Genomic DNA, 18,958 nt, shown 5'->3' on the forward strand with positions numbered 1-18,958 from the left:
TGGAATGGTTAAATTAAATATGTTGAAGCATATCTTTTGTCATTGCGGCCAGGTCAAATTCAGGCTTCCAGCCCCAATCTGCACGCGCCTGGCTGTCGTCGATACTGTTTGGCCAGCCGTCTGCAATCTGCTGGCGGTAATCCGGCTCATAAGCCATCGTGAAAGCAGGAATATGTTTCTGTATTTCCGCACCTATTTCTTTCGGGGAAAAACTCATCGCACCCAGGTTATAGGCAGAACGTACCGCTATTTTAGATGCGTCGGCTTCCATCAGTTCAATGGTAGCGCGGATAGCATCCGGCATGTACATCATCGGGAGATAAGTATTTTCAGACAGGAAGCTCGTGTATTTCTGATGCTCTTTAGCCTCATGGAAAATTTCAATGGCATAATCCGTAGTACCGCCGCCGGGCGCTGATTTGTAGCTGATCAGGCCGGGGTAGCGCAAACTTCTTACATCCACACCAAAGCGGTGGTTGTAGTATTCGCACCAGCGCTCACCCGCAAATTTGCTGATACCATAAATGGTGGTAGGCTCAATGATAGTGTGCTGGGGCGTTTCCTGCGCCGGTGAGTTAGGACCAAATACCGCAATGGAACTTGGCCAGTATATTTTATCAAGATTTTCTTCTTTCGCAATATCCAGTACATTCAACAGGCTCTGCATATTGATATGCCATGCCAGCAATGGATTTTTTTCACCGGTGGCCGACAGGATCGCCGCCAGCAGATAGATCTGGGTGATATTATGACGGATCACCAGCACATGCAGCATCTCCTTGTTCATTACATCCAGCGACACATACGGACCGGTTCCCTTCAGCAAATCATGCTCTTCCCGCAAATCGGAAGCCAGCACATTCGCATCTCCATACATCTTTCTTAAAGCCAGGGTCAGCTCCACGCCAATTTGTCCGCAGGCGCCTATAACCAGTATCTTATCTTTCTTCATACAAAAATATAATTGTAAGCTATTTTAAATCGGACCGTAATATTAACAGCTTCGCCGCTATTTCCGCTCACCCCTTCCCAGCGCATGACAATGCTATAACAATAAAATGAACGCCGGGTTATGCACATGGTTTTCGGATTACAATGTTATGACAATTAGCCCAAATGAAGCGGCTTCATAGCCTCCCTTTGCCTGAGAATGCCTATCTTTGCACCTTCAATTAAATGACACAATTTTTTCAAGATATGAAGCATTTAAAATCTTTATTCAAAGAGCAATACAACCCCGAAAATTTCTTCCTGATTGCTGGTCCGTGTGTGATTGAAGAAGAATCCATACTGATGGAAGTGGCTGAAAAAGTGACCACCATCTGTAAAAGATTAGCGATCCCTTATATTTTCAAAGCTTCCTACCGTAAAGCCAACCGTACCAGTGTGCATTCCTTTACCGGAATCGGAGATGTGGAAGGGCTGGAACTGCTGCAGAAGATAGGTAAAACTTTTAATGTTCCCGTTACTTCAGATATTCACTCCGCCGCAGAAGCTGCTATGGCAGCCGCTTACGTGGATGTGTTACAGATTCCCGCTTTCCTCTGCCGCCAAACAGATATCCTGCTGGCCGCTGCCGAAACAGGTAAAGTAGTAAATGTAAAGAAAGGACAGTTCCTCAGCGGAGAATCCATGAAATTTGCTGTGGAAAAGATCAAGGGAGCCAGTAATGATCATATCATCCTTACCGAACGCGGTACCACCTTTGGCTACCAGGACCTGGTAGTGGATTACCGCAACATTCCCATTATGAAACACCTGGGTGAGCCCGTGGTAATGGATTGTACCCACTCCTTACAACAGCCCAACCAAACCAGCGGCGTAACCGGTGGTAACCCGCAAATGATCAGCACCATTGCCAAAGCAGCTATTGCAACCGGCGCCGATGGCCTGTTCATTGAAACACACCCCGATCCTTCCTGTGCAAAATCTGACGGCGCCAATATGCTCCGCCTGGATTTACTGGAACCATTGCTGGAACAACTGGTGGAACTCCGCCAGGTAGTGAGAAAGTTTTAATCCGCACCACATAAAGAAAAAAGCGATTACCACCGGAAGGTGATAATCGCTTTTTTCTTTACACGAAGCTTTGCACTTTTTTCAGTAAATTCATGAAACACATAAAACACAGTTCACTATGATTAATATCCACGAATTAAAATCAGGTGATACCATTATCACAAATTATGGCGGGACAGAAAAGGAAGGGAAGATTTTGCAGGTAGATCATGAGGACAAGAAAGTGTTGGTGGCTACAGATGAAAATGAGTTCTGGTACGATCTTGATAACCTGGAACCTGTTCATCTGACCGAGGCCACCCTGCTGAAACTGCAGTTTCATAAAGATGAAGCGGCATCGTCGAAGGCAGGAGGAACATTGTATGTGAGAGGCCCGTTCTCCATCCGCTGGTTTGAGGAAGGCCATAACCCGCTTTTGCAGCTGCACTACCGGGACGAAACGAGGAATCTCGTAGAGCCGATCACGTTAAATGAGTTGCAAAACCATTATCACGGCATGACGTTGTTTCATCTGGAATAAACAAAAATATACCAAATAAAAGAGGTGGTTCACGGATAACGCGAACCACCTCTTTTTCTTTATATCAATAACTTATAAGTAACGCAGTGGATTTCTCCGGGCATTCAGAATATAATTCTTCATATTTACCCAGAAGGCAAGAATCATGTATACAATGAGCGGGGACCCCATTGTAAGGAAAGTGGCATAAATGAAAAAGATGCGTATACGGGATGTGGCTACCCCAAGTTTATCTCCTATAGCGGCACATACACCGAACGCCTTCCATTCCACAAAGTCTTTTATCCGGTTCATAAATCAAATTTATCAAATTCCGGCTGGAAAAACAAGGAAAAAACGGCTGGTAAGGCTATTCCGCCATAACCGGCTGAATATCACGGGAACCGTTAAAGTACCAAAAGTTTACACACAGTTGGCCGGATGTTAAGTATTTAATTTAAAAACTTGCCGATTTTAGTTAATTTTGCGAGCAATTTTTAACCGCTCTTAAATAATTTTTTTCCCATGGTGTTTGATATTGACATGATTAAAAAAGTGTATGCGGCACTCCCGGGTAAGGTGGAAGCTACCCGTAAAATGCTGGGTCGCCCGCTGACACTGGCTGAGAAGATTTTGTACGCACACTTGTATGCACCTACTACCACGCCCTACGAAAGAGGCAAATCCTATGTTGAATTTGCGCCGGATCGCGTAGCTATGCAGGATGCAACCGCCCAGATGGCATTGCTCCAGTTTATGACCTGCGGTCGTGATAAAGTTGCGGTTCCCTCCACTGTTCATTGTGATCACCTCATTCAGGCAAAAGTAGGCGCTACAGAAGATCTGGCAACTGCTATTGACACCAATAAAGAAGTTTACGATTTCCTTTCCTCAATTTCTGATAAGTACGGCATTGGTTTCTGGAAACCAGGCGCTGGTATCATTCACCAGGTAGTGCTGGAAAACTACGCGTTTCCGGGTGGTATGATGATCGGTACTGACTCCCACACCCCTAATGCCGGCGGTTTAGGCATGGTGGCGATTGGTGTTGGTGGTGCCGACGCTGTTGACGTAATGGCTGGTTTACCCTGGGAGCTAAAAATGCCGAAACTGATCGGTGTGAAACTGACAGGTAAAATGAGCGGCTGGACTTCTGCCAAAGATATTATCCTGAAAGTTGCAGGTATCCTCACCGTAAAAGGTGGTACCGGCGCTATCGTGGAATACTTCGGCGAAGGTGCGGATAGCTTCAGCGCTACCGGTAAGGCAACTATCTGTAACATGGGTGCTGAAATCGGCGCTACCTGTTCCCTGTTTGCATACGACAGCAAAATGGCCGACTACCTGAAAATCACCGGTCGTGCAGAAGTAGCTGCCCTGGCTGATGAAGTAAGAGACCATCTCCGTCCGGATGCTGATGTATACGCAGATCCTTCCAAATACTACGACCAGGTAATTGAAATCAACCTGGACGAACTGGAACCATATGTAAACGGTCCGTTCACTCCGGATCTGGCATGGCCTATCTCCAAATTTGCACAGGCAGTAAAAGAAAACAACTGGCCTGAAAAACTGGAAGTAGCCCTCATCGGTTCCTGCACCAACTCTTCCTACGAAGATATTTCCCGCTCTGCTTCCCTGGCACAACAGGCCATCGACAAGCAACTGGAAATGAAATCTGAATACACCATCACTCCCGGCTCTGAACTGGTACGTTTTACCATTGAAAGAGACGGTTTACTGAATACCTTTGACCAGGTAGGCGGTGTGGTACTGGCAAACGCCTGCGGTCCGTGTATCGGTCAGTGGGCCCGTCATATCGACGACCCTACCCGCAAAAACTCTATCATCACTTCCTTCAACCGTAACTTTGCGAAGAGAAATGATGGTAACGCTTCTACCCACGCATTTGTAGCTTCTCCGGAAATTGTAACAGCACTGGCCATCGCAGGTGATCTTACCTTCAACCCGCTGACCGACAAACTGAAAAACAAAAACGGTGAAGAAGTAATGCTGGACGAACCGGTAGGTTTTGAACTGCCTCCAAAAGGCTTTGCCGTAGAAGATGCCGGTTACCAGGCCCCTGCTGCCGATGGTAGCGGCGTTCAGGTGAAAGTATCCCCTACCTCCGACCGTTTACAACTCCTCGCGCCATTTGCTGCATGGGAAGGCACCGATCTGAAAGGATTGAAACTGCTCATCAAAGCAAAAGGTAAATGTACTACGGATCACATCTCTATGGCTGGTCCGTGGCTGAAATACCGCGGTCACCTGGATAACATCTCCAACAACATGCTCATTGGTGCGATCAACGCATTCAACGATAAAAGTGATACCGTTAAAAACTCCATCACCGGCGAATATGGTGCAGTACCTGCTACCATGCGCGACTACAAAGCACACGGCTTCGGTGCAGTAGTAGTAGGTGATGAAAACTACGGTGAAGGCTCCAGCCGCGAACACGCTGCAATGGAACCCCGTCACCTCGGCGTTCGTGCTATCCTGGTGAAATCTTTCGCCCGTATCCACGAAACCAACCTGAAAAAACAAGGTATGCTGGGTCTGACCTTCGCCAACAAAGAAGATTATGACCTGATCCAGGAAGATGATACCATCGATATCCTCGGTCTTACTACCTTCGCTCCCGGTAAACAACTCACCGTTGTGCTTCATCATAAAGATGGCAGCACCAGCGAGTTCCCTGTAAACCACACGTACAACGAACAACAGATCGAGTGGTTTAAAGCAGGTGGCGCACTGAACGTAATCCGTGCAGAAGCTGCGAAAAAAGCTTAATTCAAAACTTTAACATACAAGGAACGGGCAGAAAGAGTTTCTGCCCGTTTTCTTTTTACATGACGACCCGAAAAAGAACCCATATGTCTGCATTAAATGTCATCTGGTCTTTCCTTCATCCCAACACAGACGCCACGCTGGTTAACAGCTCCTACACGGCCCTGGTGGATGCGTATCAGTCCCACGGAAGGTACTATCACAACTGGTCGCATATACAGCAGCTGGTAAGCCTGCAACAGGCATATGCGCATCAGCTCACAGATCCGGAAGCCGTACTTTTTGCCATCTTCTTTCATGATATCATTTATAACCCACTGCAACCCGATAATGAAGAACGCAGTGCTGCTGCCGCAGTAACCCATCTTCATAAAATTAATTACCCGGTGGAAAAAACCACCAAAATCAGCGATTTCATTATCGCTACCAAAACACATATCAATACCCATCACGATCCGGACCTGGATTACTTCCTCGACTTCGACCTGCAGATTCTCGGCGCCTCCCCGGAAACATACCGGGCCTACGCACAGCAGATCCGCCAGGAATACCAGGTTTACCCGGATGATGTGTATATTCCCGGACGCAGAAAAGTATTGCAGCATTTCCTGGAAATGCCCGCTATTTACGTAACACCGGCGTTCCGTGAATTATATGAAACCGCCGCCCGGACAAACATCCAGGCCGAATTGAACACTTTATAATCCAAGGATATGAATCGAATTGTTGTTTATTGTGGCTCCAGTGCCGGACATGATCCCGTTTATATGGAACAGGCCACCCGCCTGGGCGCCGCACTGGCCCAACGCAACCTTACACTGGTGTATGGTGGCGCTAAAGTAGGACTGATGGGCGCTGTGGCTGATGGCGCCTTAAATGCCGGCGGCAAAGCCATTGGTGTACTGCCGCACTTCCTGCAACAGAAAGAACTGGCGCATACCGGCCTCACAGAACTGATCCTGGTAGATACCATGCACGAACGTAAAACAAAGATGAATGAATTGTGCGATGGCGTAATTGCACTGCCCGGAGGCTTCGGCACTATGGAAGAATTGTTTGAAATGCTCACCTGGGGACAACTGGGCCTGCATAAAAAACCGGTCGGCCTGCTCAATGTAAATGGTTTCTACGATGCCCTCATGGCCCTGTCGAAAACTATGTCTGAAAAGGGTTTCCTCACGGCGGAGAACCGCGATATGCTGTTATGCAGTAATGATATCAGCGACCTGTTATTACAAATGGAAAGATACCAGCCACCGGCCAGGTCCAAATGGATTTCACCGGCGCAAAGCTAGATCGTCTTTGACCGCCACAGCGGCTTTTCCAGGGTGAAACGGCGCACCAGGCTCACCCTGAAATTGCCTGTACCAAAAGTTTGATAGGTATGCGGTATGGACATTCCGCTGCGGGTGTTCATGCCTACGTAATGTATCCCTGCAAAATAACGGCTGGAATTATACCCCAGCGAAGCCCGCACAGTATTGCTGAATTGCAGTCCCGCTTTACGGCTCACATCCCCGTTTTCCAGGAACAGGGTGGTGATATTTCCTCCCAGCCCACCTGTGAGCGATAAGGATAAAAAGAAATGCTCCTTCAGCACAAAAGTGTAGGCGTATCCTACATTAGCGGCCAATGAATTAATACCGGTTTTATAATAATGCTCATCCCGCAGAAATGCGGTATCTGCCATGTTGGTAGGGATGAGGGAAGAATCGCCTTTGATACGGGCCAGGAACACTTCCCCACCCACAATCAATGAACCGGCGCTTTTCTTCTGATATTCATTCTGCAGGTTGGGAGCGCGGTAAGAAAAACGTTTGTCGTTGAAGATGTAGCCCACATTCAGGCCAAAGTCGGTATTCCTGATATCAGGCCGCTGCGGATAAGGATTCAGCGCGGTATAGGCTTTGCCGTATACTTTCTCCGGGTTGGCTACATAGTAGCCTTTATAGTATTGGGCGTAGATGTCTACCACAATTTTGCGGAGGTACACATGCGATTGCAGATCGAGGTATTTTGTTTTACCATACCGCTCCGTACTGTTAATAAACGGCAGGTTAAAGCCGATGTTAAGTCCTATGAACCGGTAGTTGGCGCCAAATCCTACGTTGAAAGGGGTATTGGGTCTGTAGAGGATATCGGTTTTTGTTTTCCGGTCCATGATATCGTACTTGGTGTACTTACGGGAGCCATACAACCGGAAAGTAATATCTTCCGTATGATCTTCGATATACGCTGTATCATTTTCTGTTTTCAGCCATTTCAGGAATTTTCCCTGCGCCCTTGCCTGTGCAGTTCCCAGTCCCAATATTACCAGCCATGCTAAAATTCGTAGGTTCATAAGTGTTGTAGGTTGTAAGCAATGTTGATTGATCAGGGAAGCTCTATCACCTCCAGTTGTTGAATATTGCCAGCCTCCAGCTGAAAACGCAGCAGTGTTTTTACCTTATGCCATCCTTGTTGTCCGCATGCTCCCGGGTTCATATGCAACAAATGAAGTGCCGCATCCGGCATTACTTTCAGGATGTGCGAATGCCCGCAGATAAACAGTTTGGCCGGATGCTGTTTCAGCTGTTCCTTCACGCCGGGGGCATATTTCCCCGGATATCCGCCAATATGTGTCATCATCACCTCTACTCCTTCCAGGTTGAAACGGAGGGTTTCGGGATAACGGATACGGATATCTGCCCCGTCGATATTCCCAAAAACAGCCCTGAAAGGCTTGAATTTTTCCAGTTTATCGGCCAGATCCACATTACCGATGTCGCCGGCATGCCAGATTTCATCTACTTCTTCAAAATATTTGAATACCTGTGGATGCAAATAGCTGTGGGTATCCGACATTAGTCCTATCTTTTTCAACGGAGAATTGTATTAATATTTTATATTTTGGTAGTCATATGTTAAAACAAGAAGTCCCTCATATCACCGCCTGTCTGCTTATTTGCTGTCCGGACCGGCCAGGCATAGTAGCCGGTGTATCACAGTTCCTGTACCTGTTGGGTGCAAATATACTGGATGCAAGTCAACACAGTACCGACCCCCGGGAAGGATTATTTTTTATGCGCATGGAATTTCAGCTGGAGCGTCTCGATAAAGCCTCCCTGGAAGCGGCTTTCCAGCAACAGGTAGCTACCCCGCTGCAGATGGAATGGAAAATAGATTACAGCGATCGCCGCAAACGTATGGCTATCATGGTATCGGCGTATGATCATTGTTTGCTGGAATTATTATGGAGATGGAAAAGCGGTGAGCTGGCGGTAGATATCCCGCTCGTGATCTCGAATCACGCTTCCCTGGAAAAAGAATGCACCGCATTAGGCATCCCTTTTCATTACCTCCCGGTAAGCAGCGCCACCAAAGAACTGCAGGAGCGCGCCGCTATCCGGCTGCTGGAAGAACATGGGGTAGATTTCACGGTGCTGGCCAGGTACATGCAAATCCTGTCGCCACAGTTTGTAAGCCATTATCCGCAGCGCATTATCAATATCCATCACTCTTTCCTGCCCGCCTTCGCCGGCGCACGGCCCTACCTCAACGCCTATACGAGAGGCGTAAAACTGATTGGCGCCACCGCCCACTACGTTACCAACGAACTGGATGAAGGCCCGATTATTGAGCAGGATGTGGCCAGGGTAAGCCATAAACATACCGTGGAAGACCTGGTGATGCTGGGACGCGACATTGAACGGCAGGTGCTCACCCGTGCGGTGAAAGCGCATATCGACAACCGCGTGATCCTGCACGGCAACAAAACCATTGTGTTCTGATGGTTTCAGCGTATTTCGTTAACTTTAAGAAGCATGCTACAAACAGCGCTATATCATTATCTCCGTAAGGAATGCGATACAGTAACCGCCGCATATGCCACGCTGCAGGAGGCTCCCGGCGATGCCGATGCCATACATGCCATGCGGGTAGGCGTAAAAAAGCTGAAAGCATTTTTTTCACTGGTAAAACAACTACCGGACTATTCATTCGGATCAGGTAAACATCTGCGCACCGCCAGGCTTATACAGTCGATAGGCGGCGCTTCACGGGATGCGCACCTGCAGGAAAAAAACCTGCGCCGCTATGAAAAAAAGGTATCCTGGCGCTTTTCAGTTGCGCACCTGCTACTGCAAAACAAAGCCGCTACCGCCAGTGAAATGCTGGCGGCTACCCTGAAATACTCTTCCCTGAAAAAACTGGACTCGCTGCCGGAACAATTCCAAGAAGCGATTGCAGATACCGACCCCAAAGCCGCTACGGCTGCATTGATCAGCTACCTGGAAGCGCAACATAAAAAAATTACGGTGCCCGCCAGCAGGGCGCATCATACCGTGTGGCATGAGGTCAGGAAAGAAGTAAAAGCATTATACTATCAGCTTAATATACTGGAACAGGTACTCCCCGCTGTTTTCACAGAAAACCTTGCCACGCCTACCCGTAAAGCGGGTGAGCTGCTCGGGCAATGGCATGATACCAGCGTATTATTATTGTTTGTAAAGGCAACGGTAGCGCAGCTGAAGAAAGAAAAGGTAACGCTGCCCGTGAATGCGCAACAGCTCATACAGCTGTTGCAAATGGATATGAAAGAACAACTGGCGCAATGCGCCTGGCAGGTAAAGGAACTAAAAGCCGCGGCCGGCTTTTAGCGTATACCCGTTAAAGGTAACGGCTACACGCTAAAATGCCTCTTCCCCGCTATATGCCATCACAATCTCAAAAACCAGGGCTGCGGCCAGTTTCGCAGTACGGTTATCTGTATCCAGTGAAGGATTCAATTCTGCAATATCGGCGCCTGCCACTTTCCCGCTTTCCAGTATTTTGCGGAAACACTGCAGGAACAAACCTCCCGGCATAATACCGTTATAGGCGGTAGCGCTTACTCCCGGTGCAAATGGCGCCGCAAATACATCGAGGCAGGTGGTCAGGTATACTTTATCTACCTGGCTGAGAAAATGCTGGATGGCCGCAAACAGCGTGTCTTTATCCTGTAAATGAAAAGCATCTGCGCTTACATAAGTAGCTTCTTCTTCTCCCGCAATATTAAAAAGCTGGCGGGTATTACCATTCTTCTGGATGCCCAGGGCCAGGTAATGAAAAGGCGTACCGGATTGTTTGGCGTCCTGCGCCAGTTGCCAGAAGCCGGTACCTGAGCTGGCGCCTTCTGCACCGGGAACACGGATATCAAAGTGCGCATCAAAGTTGATATAGCCTACGGATTGCTTTCCGGCAAACCGGCGGATACCACTGGCATGCCCATACGTAATTTCATGACCGCCACCCAGTAACAGCGGCAGGTAACCCGCTGTAAGGATTGCGTTCACGGCTTCGCTGAGTACCAGCTGTGCATTTTCCAGCTCGCCATTGGGGCAAAGGATATCCCCTGCATCCAGTAAAATCGTTTGTGTGGAAAAGTGAACCGGGAAGTTGGCAATCACCTTCCGTATGGCCGCTGGTCCTTTTGCAGCACCTGCCCGGCCTTTATTACGGCGCACCCCTTCATCGCAGGCGAAGCCCAGCAAGGCAATACCTTTCTGGCCTGGCTGCAATGCAGGTAAGGGCGACTGTAACAGGTCCGTTACAGTGATCACCTGGTGCCAGCGCAGCAGGTCGGGGTCGGTACCATCAATACGACCGGTCCAGGAACCCGCTACAGTGGGCTGATAGCTTTCTTTTGTTATCATACTAAAACTCCTTTCTTCCATACCAGTGCAGGCTTCATCTTGCCCTGGTAATAAAGTATATCACGGTAATCAGCGGTGGGATAGGCCTGCATATCAGCGGTGTAACCTGCCAGCAGCTGGCCTGCATCTTTCAGTTGCAATGCGGGCGCTGCTCTTACGGTCAGCGCGGCCAGCACTTCTGCGGTGGATAACTTTTCCGCGGCGCTCATTACGGCAGCCTGTACCAGCAAATCGCCCATAGGGGCCGATCCCGGGTTCCAGTCGCTCGCAATAGCCACACAGGCGCCTGCATTCAGCAGCCTGCGCGCCGGTGCATATAACATACCCAATCCCAGTGAAGCACCCGGCAAAACTACTGCAACCGTGTCAGAATTAGCGAGTAAAGCAATTTCTTTTTCCGTGCTGGCCTCCAGGTGGTCGGCAGATAACGCCCGCGCATTCACCGCTACTTCCGCACCGCCGGCGCTGAACTGATCCGCATGCACCGTTGCCACAAACCCCTGCTGCATGGCCTGTTGCAGGAAATCAGCAGCAGCCTTTGCAGAAAAAGCAGTTTCTTCTATAAAAATATCTACCCGGTTACTCAATTGCTCCTGCTGTATTACCGGCAACAGTTCCGTTAAAATCCATTGCAGGTAAGCTTCTTCACTGCCGGTATAATCGCGCGGTTTCATGTGCGCGGCCAAACAGGTGGAGATGAGCGTGGCAGGCGTGTGCATGCCCGCCTGTTGTATGGCGCGCAGCATCTTTAATTCACTTTCCAGGTTCAAACCGTAACCACTTTTTACTTCAATAGTGGTAACACCTTCCTTCAGATGCCGGTTAGCGCGGGCCACCGTATTTTCCGTGAGGGTAACGAGGTCGGCTATACGTGTTTTGGTAACAGAGTCCCATATACCGCCGCCGGCACGGGCTATTTCCAGGTAGCTTTTACCGGCAATGCGCATGGCATAATCGCGGTTACGGGTACCATCGTAACAAATGTGTGTATGACAATCAATAAATCCCGGCAATAAAACCAGCGGTGTATCCTGGAAAGCAATTTCACAATCCGGGTATTTCTGCAACAGCGATTTATACCCTGCTATGGCAATGATCTCCCCGTTTTCCACCACTACCCCGCCTTTCTCTATCACAGTTAACTGTTCATCGTGCAGGGCGCCTTTCAGCGACAGGCCCGTCATTGGCAGGATCTGGGCAAAAGGACCGATTAATGTTTTCATGGGCAATGATTGAGCGGTTGGCCGCTGTTATTAAATGCTGATATTAAATTTCTGTCCCCATTCCTGTGCCTTTTCATAACCGGCATCCGCATGACGGAAAATACCCAGCGCCGGATCATTGAAAAGCACACGACGGAGGCAATCGGCTGCACGGTCGGTACCATCCGCCAGTACTACCATACCGGCGTGTTGTGAATACCCCATACCTACGCCGCCGCCATGATGGAAAGAAACCCAGGTAGCGCCGCCGCCGGTGTTGGCCATGAGGTTAAGCAGGGTCCAGTCGCTCACGGCATCAGAGCCGTCTTTCATGGATTCTGTTTCCCGGTTGGGGGAGGCCACAGAGCCACAGTCGAGGTGATCACGGCCAATTACAATCGGCGCTTTCACTTTTCCTGTTCTCACCAGCTCATTAAAAATAAGACCCGCCTTTTCGCGTTCGCCCAGGCCCAGCCAGCAGATGCGGGCAGGCAATCCCTGGAACGCCACTTTTTCCTGCGCCTGTTTCAGCCAGTTGATCAGATGCGTGTTTTCCGGGAATGCTTCCATCAACGCGCGATCGGTGGTATAGATATCTTCCGGATCGCCGGAAAGGGCTACCCAGCGGAAGGGGCCTTTCCCTTCACAGAAAAGCGGACGGATATATGCCGGCGTAAATCCGGGGAAGTTGAAGGCATTGGGCTCTCCGCCTTCCCGCGCAAATTCGCGGATGTTATTACCATAATCAAAAGTAACGGCGCCCTTCTGCTGCAACTGCAACATAAAGCCTACATGGCGAGCCATGCTTTTCAGCGACAGCTCCCGGTACTTTGCAGCATCGCTCTTACGCAGTTCCAGTGCGGCCTGCAGCGTGATGCCGTTGGGCACATACCCGTTCAGCGGGTCATGCGCGGAAGTTTGATCTGTGAGAATGTCCGGTATGATATTGTCTTTCAACATCCTTTCCAGCATATCACCGGCATCGCTTACCAACCCGATAGACAATGCCTCGCCTTTGGCCTGTGCTTCCTTCGCCCATTGGATGGCCTCTTCGTAGGAATAAGTCATACGGTCGATGTAGCGGGTATCCAGCCTTTTCTGAATGCGTGTAGGATCAATGTCGGCGCCAATAAACACCGCACCGGCCATAGTGGCCGCCAGTGGCTGCGCGCCGCCCATACCGCCAATACCCGCTGTTACCAGCAGTTTGCCGGCCAGACTGCCGTTGAAATGTTGCCGGCCGCATTCCATAAAGGTTTCATAGGTCCCTTGCAGGATACCTTGTGTACCGATATAGATCCAGCTGCCCGCGGTCATTTGTCCGTACATCATCAGGCCCTTTGAACGCAGTTCGTTGAAATGCTCCCAGGTGGCCCATTTCGGCACCAGGTTGCTGTTGGCCAGCATTACTCTTGGCGCCTGCGGATGTGTGCGTACAATACCAACAGGTTTACCGGATTGCACCAGCAGGGAATGCTCGTCGTCCAGTGTTAATAATATTTCGATAATTTTCTGAAGAGATTCGCGGTTACGCGCTGCCTGGCCGATGCCGCCGTACACCACCAGCTCATCGGGGTTTTCGGCTACTTCTGCATCGAGGTTGTTGAGCAGCATACGCAGGGGCGCTTCGGTTTGCCAGGATCTGGCGTGCAGCTGTGCACCACGCGGCGCTTTATAATGCGGGTGAGCTGCATATGTTTTAATAAAGTCCAAACTGGTCATTATAAAGTCCGTTTAAGTTAAGTTGATGATTAGCGGCAGCCTCATTGGCTACACGTACAAGCGACTGATCGGTAACGATGCAATGCAAAGCGGCAATATCATTGGCGAAGATGCGGTCTTTATCTGCAAAGGTTACATGCTTACGGGTATACTGATGCACGGCTTCCAATACCGGACCTGATTTCAGCGGCCGGCGGAAATCCACCGCCTGCGCGGCATACAGCAGTTCAATAGCGAGGATGTATTCGAGGTTGCCGATCACCTGGTTTAATTTGCGGCCACTGATGGAACCCATGGATACATGGTCTTCCTGACCCAGTGAAGTAGGTACGCTGTCGGCGCTGGCGGGGAAACACAGTGTCTTGTTTTCTGTTACCAGGGCGGCGGTGGTGTATTGTGGTATCATGAAACCGGAGTTCAGCCCGGCATCCTGGATCAGTAATTTTGGTAGCCCATATCTTCCTTCAATCATCATATAACAACGCCTGTCGGAGATGTTACCCAGTTCCGCAGCGGCTACAGTGGCGTAATCCAGGGGCAATGCCAGTGGCTGTCCGTGGAAGTTGCCGCCGCTGATGGTATCTTCTGCGCTGAAGATGATGGGGTTATCGGTAACAGCGTTCAGCTCTATAGTAGTGAGTTCCTGCAGGTGCTGCCAGGCGGTGCGGGAAGCGCCATGTACCTGTGGCATACAACGCAGGGAATAAGGGTCCTGCACACGGCCGCAGTCCACATGCGACGACATGATCTCCGAGTTATCGAGCAACGCCTTCAAACGGTGTGCTACCAGCTGGTTGCCGGGATACGGGCGGATAGCATGTAAGCGGGGATCAAAAGGTTTGGCGGTGCCCATCAGTCCTTCGAGTGATAACGCCCCGATGATATCTGCTGCTTCTAGTGCGTTGTGCAGGCGTTGCACGGCTTTAACCGCAAACGACAGGATGAACTGTGTGCCGTTGATGAGCGCCAGTCCTTCCTTAGGGCCCAGCACTACCGGCTGTATCCCTTCCTGCTGCATCATGGAAGCCGTATCTGTTTTCACGCCGCGGTACATCACATGCCCCAGCCCGATCAGTGGCAGGAACAGGTGCGATAAAGGCGCGAGGTCGCCGGAAGCGCCCACAGAGCCCTTTTCAGGCACCAATGGCGTTACCTTATGCTCAATATGCCAGATGATCCTTTCGAGGGTGGACAATGCCACGCCTGAGTAACCCTGTGCCAGCGCCTGCACTTTGGTGATGAGCATGATGCGGGCAATTTCTTCCGGGATATTTTCTCCTACGCCTACGCTATGACTTTGCAGGATATTGTATTGCAGGGCGCGGGTATCTGCTTCCGAAATCTTGGTGTCGCACAGGGGGCCGAAGCCCGTGTTGATCCCATATACCGTGGTATGTTGCGCCACAATGGTTTGTACATAGCCGAAGCTGGTTTGTACACGCGTAATGACTTCCGGTACCAGTATGCCTTTCACCTTGCCGGCGGCAATATCAATAGCGCGGGCAACGGTGAGCTGGTCAATACCGTACTTAAAAATATCACTCATGTCAATAGATTTTTCTGGTGTATGAAGTAGTTATAACTGTTGTCTGATTCTTTCTGACAAAGGTTTTTGCTGTACCGATTGTTCAATCTGGGCGATGGCTGCCAGTATCTGCTGGCTTTGTTTGTTTTCCGTTACCAGTGTTTCCATGGCGGTGGTAATGGCTTCCCATACGGGTTGGATCTGTTGCAGCAGCTCTTCGCCTTTTTTGGAGAAGGCTACCAGTTGCCGGCGGCCATCTTCCTTACACGGCGTTGTTTTCAGGAGTCCTTTCTTTTTCAGGTTGGTCACCATCTGGCTTACGGCGGAGTGGGATATTTCCAGCTGTTCGGCAATATCTATCATGGGTACCGGCTGTTGTTTTGATAAGAGGTAAAACACCGGGAACCAGCTGGCGTCAAAGGGTATGCCTGCCTGTTCGTATACTTTATTTACTTCCATGAGGAAGTATTCGCTCAGCCTGCGCAGGCGGCTGCCAAAAACGAGGTAGCCGAGTGATGGATAGAATGACATATGAAAAGGTTGACGTTAATATTATATAAGCGCTTATACAATATTACGAAAGAAATACGAATAATATAGTTGCCGGGCAGGAATTATTATTCACTGTCATCCGCCCGCAACGGTACTATTCGTACTGTTTGTTACTTCTTTACGGTTTGTTTCTTTTTGGTATCAAACCAAAGGGGGGAGCTATCCGTTACATCACCGTTGTAGTTGATAAAAAGCTCTTCTCCTTTCTTGATATCACGACGGGTGATGATACTCATGGTTTCTTCCTTGAAGTCCATTTCATACTCACAGTTGGGATTGTAATCATGGTTGTAGATAGAGCAAAAGCCCAGTGCCACGCAGGAACGGGTTTCTTTTGCGCCCCAGAGAAAAATATAATTATGGAGTCTTGTCTGATCCACAATCTCGGTATCGTCGTAAGTGAGAACGAGCACCGGTGAAGTCTCGATTCTTGTTCCGGCAGGGATTTTTTCTTTGGTATAAACTCCCCGGCCTTTTCCTTTCGACTTATCAATGTACAAATACGGCTTTATCATAGCGCAATTTCAAATAAAAGAAGACGTAAAGTAAAGTTAAAGCAGGAAGTTATCAAAATCATGTTTAAAAAATTTAGGTTTGCCGCCCGGAAAATATTTTTTTTGCCTTTCATTAACCAGTATATATGATCAATTATAATCCAAAGGAGTGGTTTACGTTCATTTTCCGTATTCATAAAGCGGATACGGTAAGGAAGCTGTTCCCCATGTTTATTGGCCTCTCCATCTATTCCGCCATTATAGCCTGGCTGGAACTGGAGGTATGGAAGATGTCTGACAAGAGTGAGTTAAAGAATATAACGCTGATGTATGGCCTGCTGGGCTTTGTGATTTCCCTGTTGCTGGTGTTCCGCACCAACACGGCGTACGACCGCTGGTGGGAAGGCCGCCGGCAATGGGGCGCCCTCGTGAACAGCAGCCGCAACCTGGCCATAAAGATCCAGGCCATGCTGCCGCTGGAGAACAAGGCCGACAGGGAGTTCTTCAAAGTAATGATCCCGAACTTCGCTTACGGCCTGAAAAACCACCTGCGTAAAACTTATGTGCATGACGAGATGGAGGCTATACCAGGACAGGAGCCACTTCATACTGATATCAGTAAGCATGTACCTAACCAGCTGTCGCAACTCATCACGACTAAAACGATGGATCTGTACCGCAACGGGCAGCTCACCGGGGATCAGCTCATTGTGCTGAACAACGAACTGCAGTCGTTTGCAGATGTATGCGGCGCCTGCGAACGGATCAAAAACACCCCCATCCCTTTTTCCTACAGTGTATTTATCAAGAAGTTCATATTCTTCTACGTCATGTCCATGCCCTTTGGATACGTGTTCAGTTTGGGTTACCTCATTATCCCCATGATCGTATTCGTATTCTTTGTGCTGGCAAGCCTTGAGCTTATTGCAGAAGAAATTGAAGATCCGTTTGGCAAAGACGCCAACGATTTGCCGCTGGATAGCATTTGCAGCAACATCCGCCTGCACGTATCAGAATTATTATAACGACTGCCCCGGCAGCGTGCTATTTTAACTTAATTTCGCAGATAGAGGCAATTGTATGGAAAATGAAGCTTTACTGGAAAAATTCCAGACACTGACAAAAGAAAGAAACTACCGCGAACTGTCAGTATACCTGGACGACCAGCTGATAACGGATATAGCCGAACTGATTCACGAGGACCCCGAAGATGCCGGAATAATCATCAATCACCTGTCGATCGGCAGAGCGGCAGCGGCTTTCCGTATCCTGGACTTTCCTTTACAGGAAGATGTAATACGCACTTTATCGCCCGCGAAAATAGCAGAGCTCATGAATGAGCTGCCGGCGGATGACCGTACCGCCTTCCTGGAAGAGCTTCCCAGCGAAGCGGTAAAAGAACTGATCAAACTGCTCGACCCCGAAGAACGGCGCATTACCCTCTCCCTCCTCGGCTACAAGGAGAACAGTGTGGGCCGTATCATGACGCCCGACTACATTGCCGTCAGGGAAGAATGGACCGTGAAGGAAGTACTGGACTATATCCGGGAACATGGCAAAGACAGTGAAACCATCGACGTTATTTATGTAATCGATGAAAAAGGACAGCTGCTGGATGACTTCCGGATCCGCGAGTTCCTGCTCGTATCGCCCGAAACGGTAGTGCATACCCTCATGGACGACCGCTTTGTATCGCTCCACGCCAACGATAACCAGGAAGAGGCCATCCAGGTTTTCCGGATGGAAAACAGGGTAGCCTTACCCGTGGTAGACGACCAGGGTGTTCTGCTGGGCATTGTAACCATCGATGATATGTTGTGGATCGCCAATGAAGAACATACAGAGGATATCCAGAAGATTGGTGGTACCGAAGCCCTGGACGAGCCCTATCTCGATATGCCCCTGCTCAAACTGGTAAAAAAACGGGTAGGCTGGCTGGTAGTATTGTTTATCGGTGAAATGCTCACTGCTACCGCCATGGGCTTTTTTGAAGATGAAATTGCAAAGGCCGTAGTACTGGCACTGTTTGTACCACTCATCATTTCCAGTGGTGGTAACAGCGGCTCACAGGCATCTACGCTTATCATACAGGCAATGGCACTGGGCGAAATCAGTGTGGGCGACTGGTGGCGTGTAATGCGCCGCGAAATCCTTTCCGGCCTGCTGCTGGGCGGCGCGCTGGGCGCCATCGGCTTCCTGCGTATCCTGCTCTGGAACACTTTGTTTAATACTTATGGCGCACATACTGTGCTGATAGGCGCTACTGTAGGCATTTCCCTCGTAGGCGTGGTATTGTGGGGCACCCTCTCCGGTTCTATGCTGCCACTGGTATTGAAGAAGTGCGGCGCCGATCCGGCCACGTCTTCCGCGCCTTTTGTGGCTACCCTGGTGGATGTAACCGGGTTGCTGATCTACTTCACCGTAGCGTATACACTCATGAAAGGCATCCTGCTCTAATACACAACGATAGCGGGGGAAAG

19 protein-coding genes are annotated in these 18,958 nt (G+C 49.5%); 9 read left to right on the forward strand and 10 right to left on the reverse strand.

Annotated features, from left to right (window positions below):
- Positions 1-13: 13 nt before the first annotated feature.
- Positions 14-952, reverse strand: a complete 939-nt coding sequence (locus B5Z18_RS08405) for an NAD-dependent epimerase/dehydratase family protein (RefSeq protein ID WP_079468920.1) — start codon at positions 950-952, stop codon at positions 14-16.
- Positions 953-1,197: 245 nt separating this feature from the next.
- On the opposite strand from B5Z18_RS08405, the gene kdsA reads away from it, so the two are divergent.
- A complete protein-coding gene (gene kdsA / locus B5Z18_RS08410) occupies positions 1,198-2,019 on the forward strand; it encodes a 3-deoxy-8-phosphooctulonate synthase (RefSeq protein ID WP_079470011.1) in 822 nt (273 codons plus the stop codon).
- A 118-nt stretch (positions 2,020-2,137) separates the two neighbouring features.
- Complete coding sequence (locus tag B5Z18_RS08415) at positions 2,138-2,539, forward strand: hypothetical protein (protein WP_079468921.1); 402 nt, start codon at positions 2,138-2,140, stop codon at positions 2,537-2,539.
- Positions 2,540-2,611: 72 nt separating this feature from the next.
- Here the strand turns inward: B5Z18_RS08415 and B5Z18_RS08420 are convergent, their stop codons facing one another.
- Complete coding sequence (locus B5Z18_RS08420) at positions 2,612-2,833, reverse strand: PspC domain-containing protein (RefSeq protein WP_079468922.1); 222 nt, start codon at positions 2,831-2,833, stop codon at positions 2,612-2,614.
- Positions 2,834-3,043: 210 nt separating this feature from the next.
- On the opposite strand from B5Z18_RS08420, the gene B5Z18_RS08425 reads away from it, so the two are divergent.
- The 3 genes from B5Z18_RS08425 to B5Z18_RS08435 all read left to right on the forward strand — a co-directional run bounded on the left by B5Z18_RS08425 (position 3,044) and on the right by B5Z18_RS08435 (position 6,606).
- The gene (locus tag B5Z18_RS08425; protein ID WP_079468923.1) at positions 3,044-5,314 is read left to right on the forward strand and encodes an aconitate hydratase; all 2,271 of its coding nucleotides are present in this window, start codon (positions 3,044-3,046) and stop codon (positions 5,312-5,314) included.
- An 83-nt stretch (positions 5,315-5,397) separates the two neighbouring features.
- Positions 5,398-6,015 carry an HD domain-containing protein gene (locus B5Z18_RS08430; protein WP_079468924.1) on the forward strand — a complete coding sequence of 206 codons (618 nt, stop codon included), beginning with the start codon at positions 5,398-5,400 and terminating at the stop codon, positions 6,013-6,015.
- A gap of 9 nt (positions 6,016-6,024) precedes the next feature.
- Positions 6,025-6,606, forward strand: coding sequence for an LOG family protein (locus tag B5Z18_RS08435; protein WP_079468925.1), 582 nt, complete (start codon positions 6,025-6,027; stop codon positions 6,604-6,606).
- On the opposite strand, the gene B5Z18_RS08440 is transcribed toward B5Z18_RS08435, so the two are convergent.
- Together B5Z18_RS08440 and B5Z18_RS08445 are read right to left on the reverse strand one after the other, a co-directional pair.
- Positions 6,603-7,652, reverse strand: a complete 1,050-nt coding sequence (locus B5Z18_RS08440; RefSeq protein WP_079468926.1) for a DUF4421 domain-containing protein — start codon at positions 7,650-7,652, stop codon at positions 6,603-6,605. The two genes, B5Z18_RS08435 and B5Z18_RS08440, sit on opposite strands and share 4 nt — an antisense overlap.
- Before the next feature lie 32 nt (positions 7,653-7,684).
- Positions 7,685-8,155 (reverse strand): metallophosphoesterase family protein, encoded by a 471-nt coding sequence (locus B5Z18_RS08445; protein ID WP_262488100.1) that lies wholly within the window; start codon positions 8,153-8,155, stop codon positions 7,685-7,687.
- Between the two features lie 56 nt (positions 8,156-8,211).
- Here B5Z18_RS08445 and purU point away from each other — a divergent pair, with 56 nt between their 5' ends.
- Positions 8,212-9,081, forward strand: coding sequence for a formyltetrahydrofolate deformylase (purU, locus tag B5Z18_RS08450; protein ID WP_079468928.1), 870 nt, complete (start codon positions 8,212-8,214; stop codon positions 9,079-9,081).
- Positions 9,082-9,114: 33 nt separating this feature from the next.
- Positions 9,115-9,948, forward strand: a complete 834-nt coding sequence (locus B5Z18_RS08455) for a CHAD domain-containing protein (protein ID WP_079468929.1) — start codon at positions 9,115-9,117, stop codon at positions 9,946-9,948.
- A 30-nt stretch (positions 9,949-9,978) separates the two neighbouring features.
- Here B5Z18_RS08455 and hutG read toward each other — a convergent pair whose 3' ends face one another.
- The 6 genes from hutG to B5Z18_RS08485 all read right to left on the reverse strand — a co-directional run bounded on the left by hutG (position 9,979) and on the right by B5Z18_RS08485 (position 16,499).
- Positions 9,979-10,983, reverse strand: a complete 1,005-nt coding sequence (gene hutG / locus B5Z18_RS08460; protein WP_079468930.1) for a formimidoylglutamase — start codon at positions 10,981-10,983, stop codon at positions 9,979-9,981.
- Positions 10,980-12,206 carry an imidazolonepropionase gene (gene hutI / locus B5Z18_RS08465; RefSeq protein ID WP_079468931.1) on the reverse strand — a complete coding sequence of 409 codons (1,227 nt, stop codon included), beginning with the start codon at positions 12,204-12,206 and terminating at the stop codon, positions 10,980-10,982. The genes hutG and hutI overlap by 4 nt, the downstream gene beginning before the upstream one ends.
- Before the next feature lie 30 nt (positions 12,207-12,236).
- A complete protein-coding gene (hutU, locus tag B5Z18_RS08470) occupies positions 12,237-13,907 on the reverse strand; it encodes a urocanate hydratase (RefSeq protein ID WP_079468932.1) in 1,671 nt (556 codons plus the stop codon).
- The gene (hutH, locus tag B5Z18_RS08475; RefSeq protein WP_079468933.1) at positions 13,885-15,453 is read right to left on the reverse strand and encodes a histidine ammonia-lyase; all 1,569 of its coding nucleotides are present in this window, start codon (positions 15,451-15,453) and stop codon (positions 13,885-13,887) included. The genes hutU and hutH overlap by 23 nt, the downstream gene beginning before the upstream one ends.
- Before the next feature lie 30 nt (positions 15,454-15,483).
- On the reverse strand, positions 15,484-15,963 hold the full coding sequence (locus B5Z18_RS08480; RefSeq protein ID WP_079468934.1) for a MarR family winged helix-turn-helix transcriptional regulator: 480 nt from the start codon (positions 15,961-15,963) through the stop codon (positions 15,484-15,486).
- 131 nt (positions 15,964-16,094) lie between these two features.
- Complete coding sequence (locus tag B5Z18_RS08485; RefSeq protein ID WP_079468935.1) at positions 16,095-16,499, reverse strand: SET domain-containing protein; 405 nt, start codon at positions 16,497-16,499, stop codon at positions 16,095-16,097.
- A gap of 125 nt (positions 16,500-16,624) precedes the next feature.
- On the opposite strand from B5Z18_RS08485, the gene B5Z18_RS08490 reads away from it, so the two are divergent.
- Together B5Z18_RS08490 and mgtE are read left to right on the forward strand one after the other, a co-directional pair.
- A complete protein-coding gene (locus tag B5Z18_RS08490; RefSeq protein WP_079468936.1) occupies positions 16,625-17,503 on the forward strand; it encodes a bestrophin family protein in 879 nt (292 codons plus the stop codon).
- A gap of 55 nt (positions 17,504-17,558) precedes the next feature.
- Complete coding sequence (gene mgtE / locus B5Z18_RS08495) at positions 17,559-18,935, forward strand: magnesium transporter (RefSeq protein ID WP_079468937.1); 1,377 nt, start codon at positions 17,559-17,561, stop codon at positions 18,933-18,935.
- The last annotated feature ends 23 nt before the right edge of the window (positions 18,936-18,958 follow it).

This window comes from Chitinophaga ginsengisegetis, from assembly GCF_900168065.1.
GTDB lineage: Bacteria > Bacteroidota > Bacteroidia > Chitinophagales > Chitinophagaceae > Chitinophaga > Chitinophaga ginsengisegetis.

Coding starts and splice junctions, on each gene's coding strand:
- B5Z18_RS08405 (WP_079468920.1), bottom strand. CDS start 952: ATGAAGAAAGATAAGATACTGGTTATAGGCGCCTGCGGACAAATTGGC.
- kdsA (WP_079470011.1), top strand. CDS start 1,198: ATGAAGCATTTAAAATCTTTATTCAAAGAGCAATACAACCCCGAAAAT.
- B5Z18_RS08415 (WP_079468921.1), top strand. CDS start 2,138: ATGATTAATATCCACGAATTAAAATCAGGTGATACCATTATCACAAAT.
- B5Z18_RS08420 (WP_079468922.1), bottom strand. CDS start 2,833: ATGAACCGGATAAAAGACTTTGTGGAATGGAAGGCGTTCGGTGTATGT.
- B5Z18_RS08425 (WP_079468923.1), top strand. CDS start 3,044: ATGGTGTTTGATATTGACATGATTAAAAAAGTGTATGCGGCACTCCCG.
- B5Z18_RS08430 (WP_079468924.1), top strand. CDS start 5,398: ATGTCTGCATTAAATGTCATCTGGTCTTTCCTTCATCCCAACACAGAC.
- B5Z18_RS08435 (WP_079468925.1), top strand. CDS start 6,025: ATGAATCGAATTGTTGTTTATTGTGGCTCCAGTGCCGGACATGATCCC.
- B5Z18_RS08440 (WP_079468926.1), bottom strand. CDS start 7,652: ATGAACCTACGAATTTTAGCATGGCTGGTAATATTGGGACTGGGAACT.
- B5Z18_RS08445 (WP_262488100.1), bottom strand. CDS start 8,155: ATGTCGGATACCCACAGCTATTTGCATCCACAGGTATTCAAATATTTT.
- purU (WP_079468928.1), top strand. CDS start 8,212: ATGTTAAAACAAGAAGTCCCTCATATCACCGCCTGTCTGCTTATTTGC.
- B5Z18_RS08455 (WP_079468929.1), top strand. CDS start 9,115: ATGCTACAAACAGCGCTATATCATTATCTCCGTAAGGAATGCGATACA.
- hutG (WP_079468930.1), bottom strand. CDS start 10,983: ATGATAACAAAAGAAAGCTATCAGCCCACTGTAGCGGGTTCCTGGACC.
- hutI (WP_079468931.1), bottom strand. CDS start 12,206: ATGAAAACATTAATCGGTCCTTTTGCCCAGATCCTGCCAATGACGGGC.
- hutU (WP_079468932.1), bottom strand. CDS start 13,907: ATGACCAGTTTGGACTTTATTAAAACATATGCAGCTCACCCGCATTAT.
- hutH (WP_079468933.1), bottom strand. CDS start 15,453: ATGAGTGATATTTTTAAGTACGGTATTGACCAGCTCACCGTTGCCCGC.
- B5Z18_RS08480 (WP_079468934.1), bottom strand. CDS start 15,963: ATGTCATTCTATCCATCACTCGGCTACCTCGTTTTTGGCAGCCGCCTG.
- B5Z18_RS08485 (WP_079468935.1), bottom strand. CDS start 16,499: ATGATAAAGCCGTATTTGTACATTGATAAGTCGAAAGGAAAAGGCCGG.
- B5Z18_RS08490 (WP_079468936.1), top strand. CDS start 16,625: ATGATCAATTATAATCCAAAGGAGTGGTTTACGTTCATTTTCCGTATT.
- mgtE (WP_079468937.1), top strand. CDS start 17,559: ATGGAAAATGAAGCTTTACTGGAAAAATTCCAGACACTGACAAAAGAA.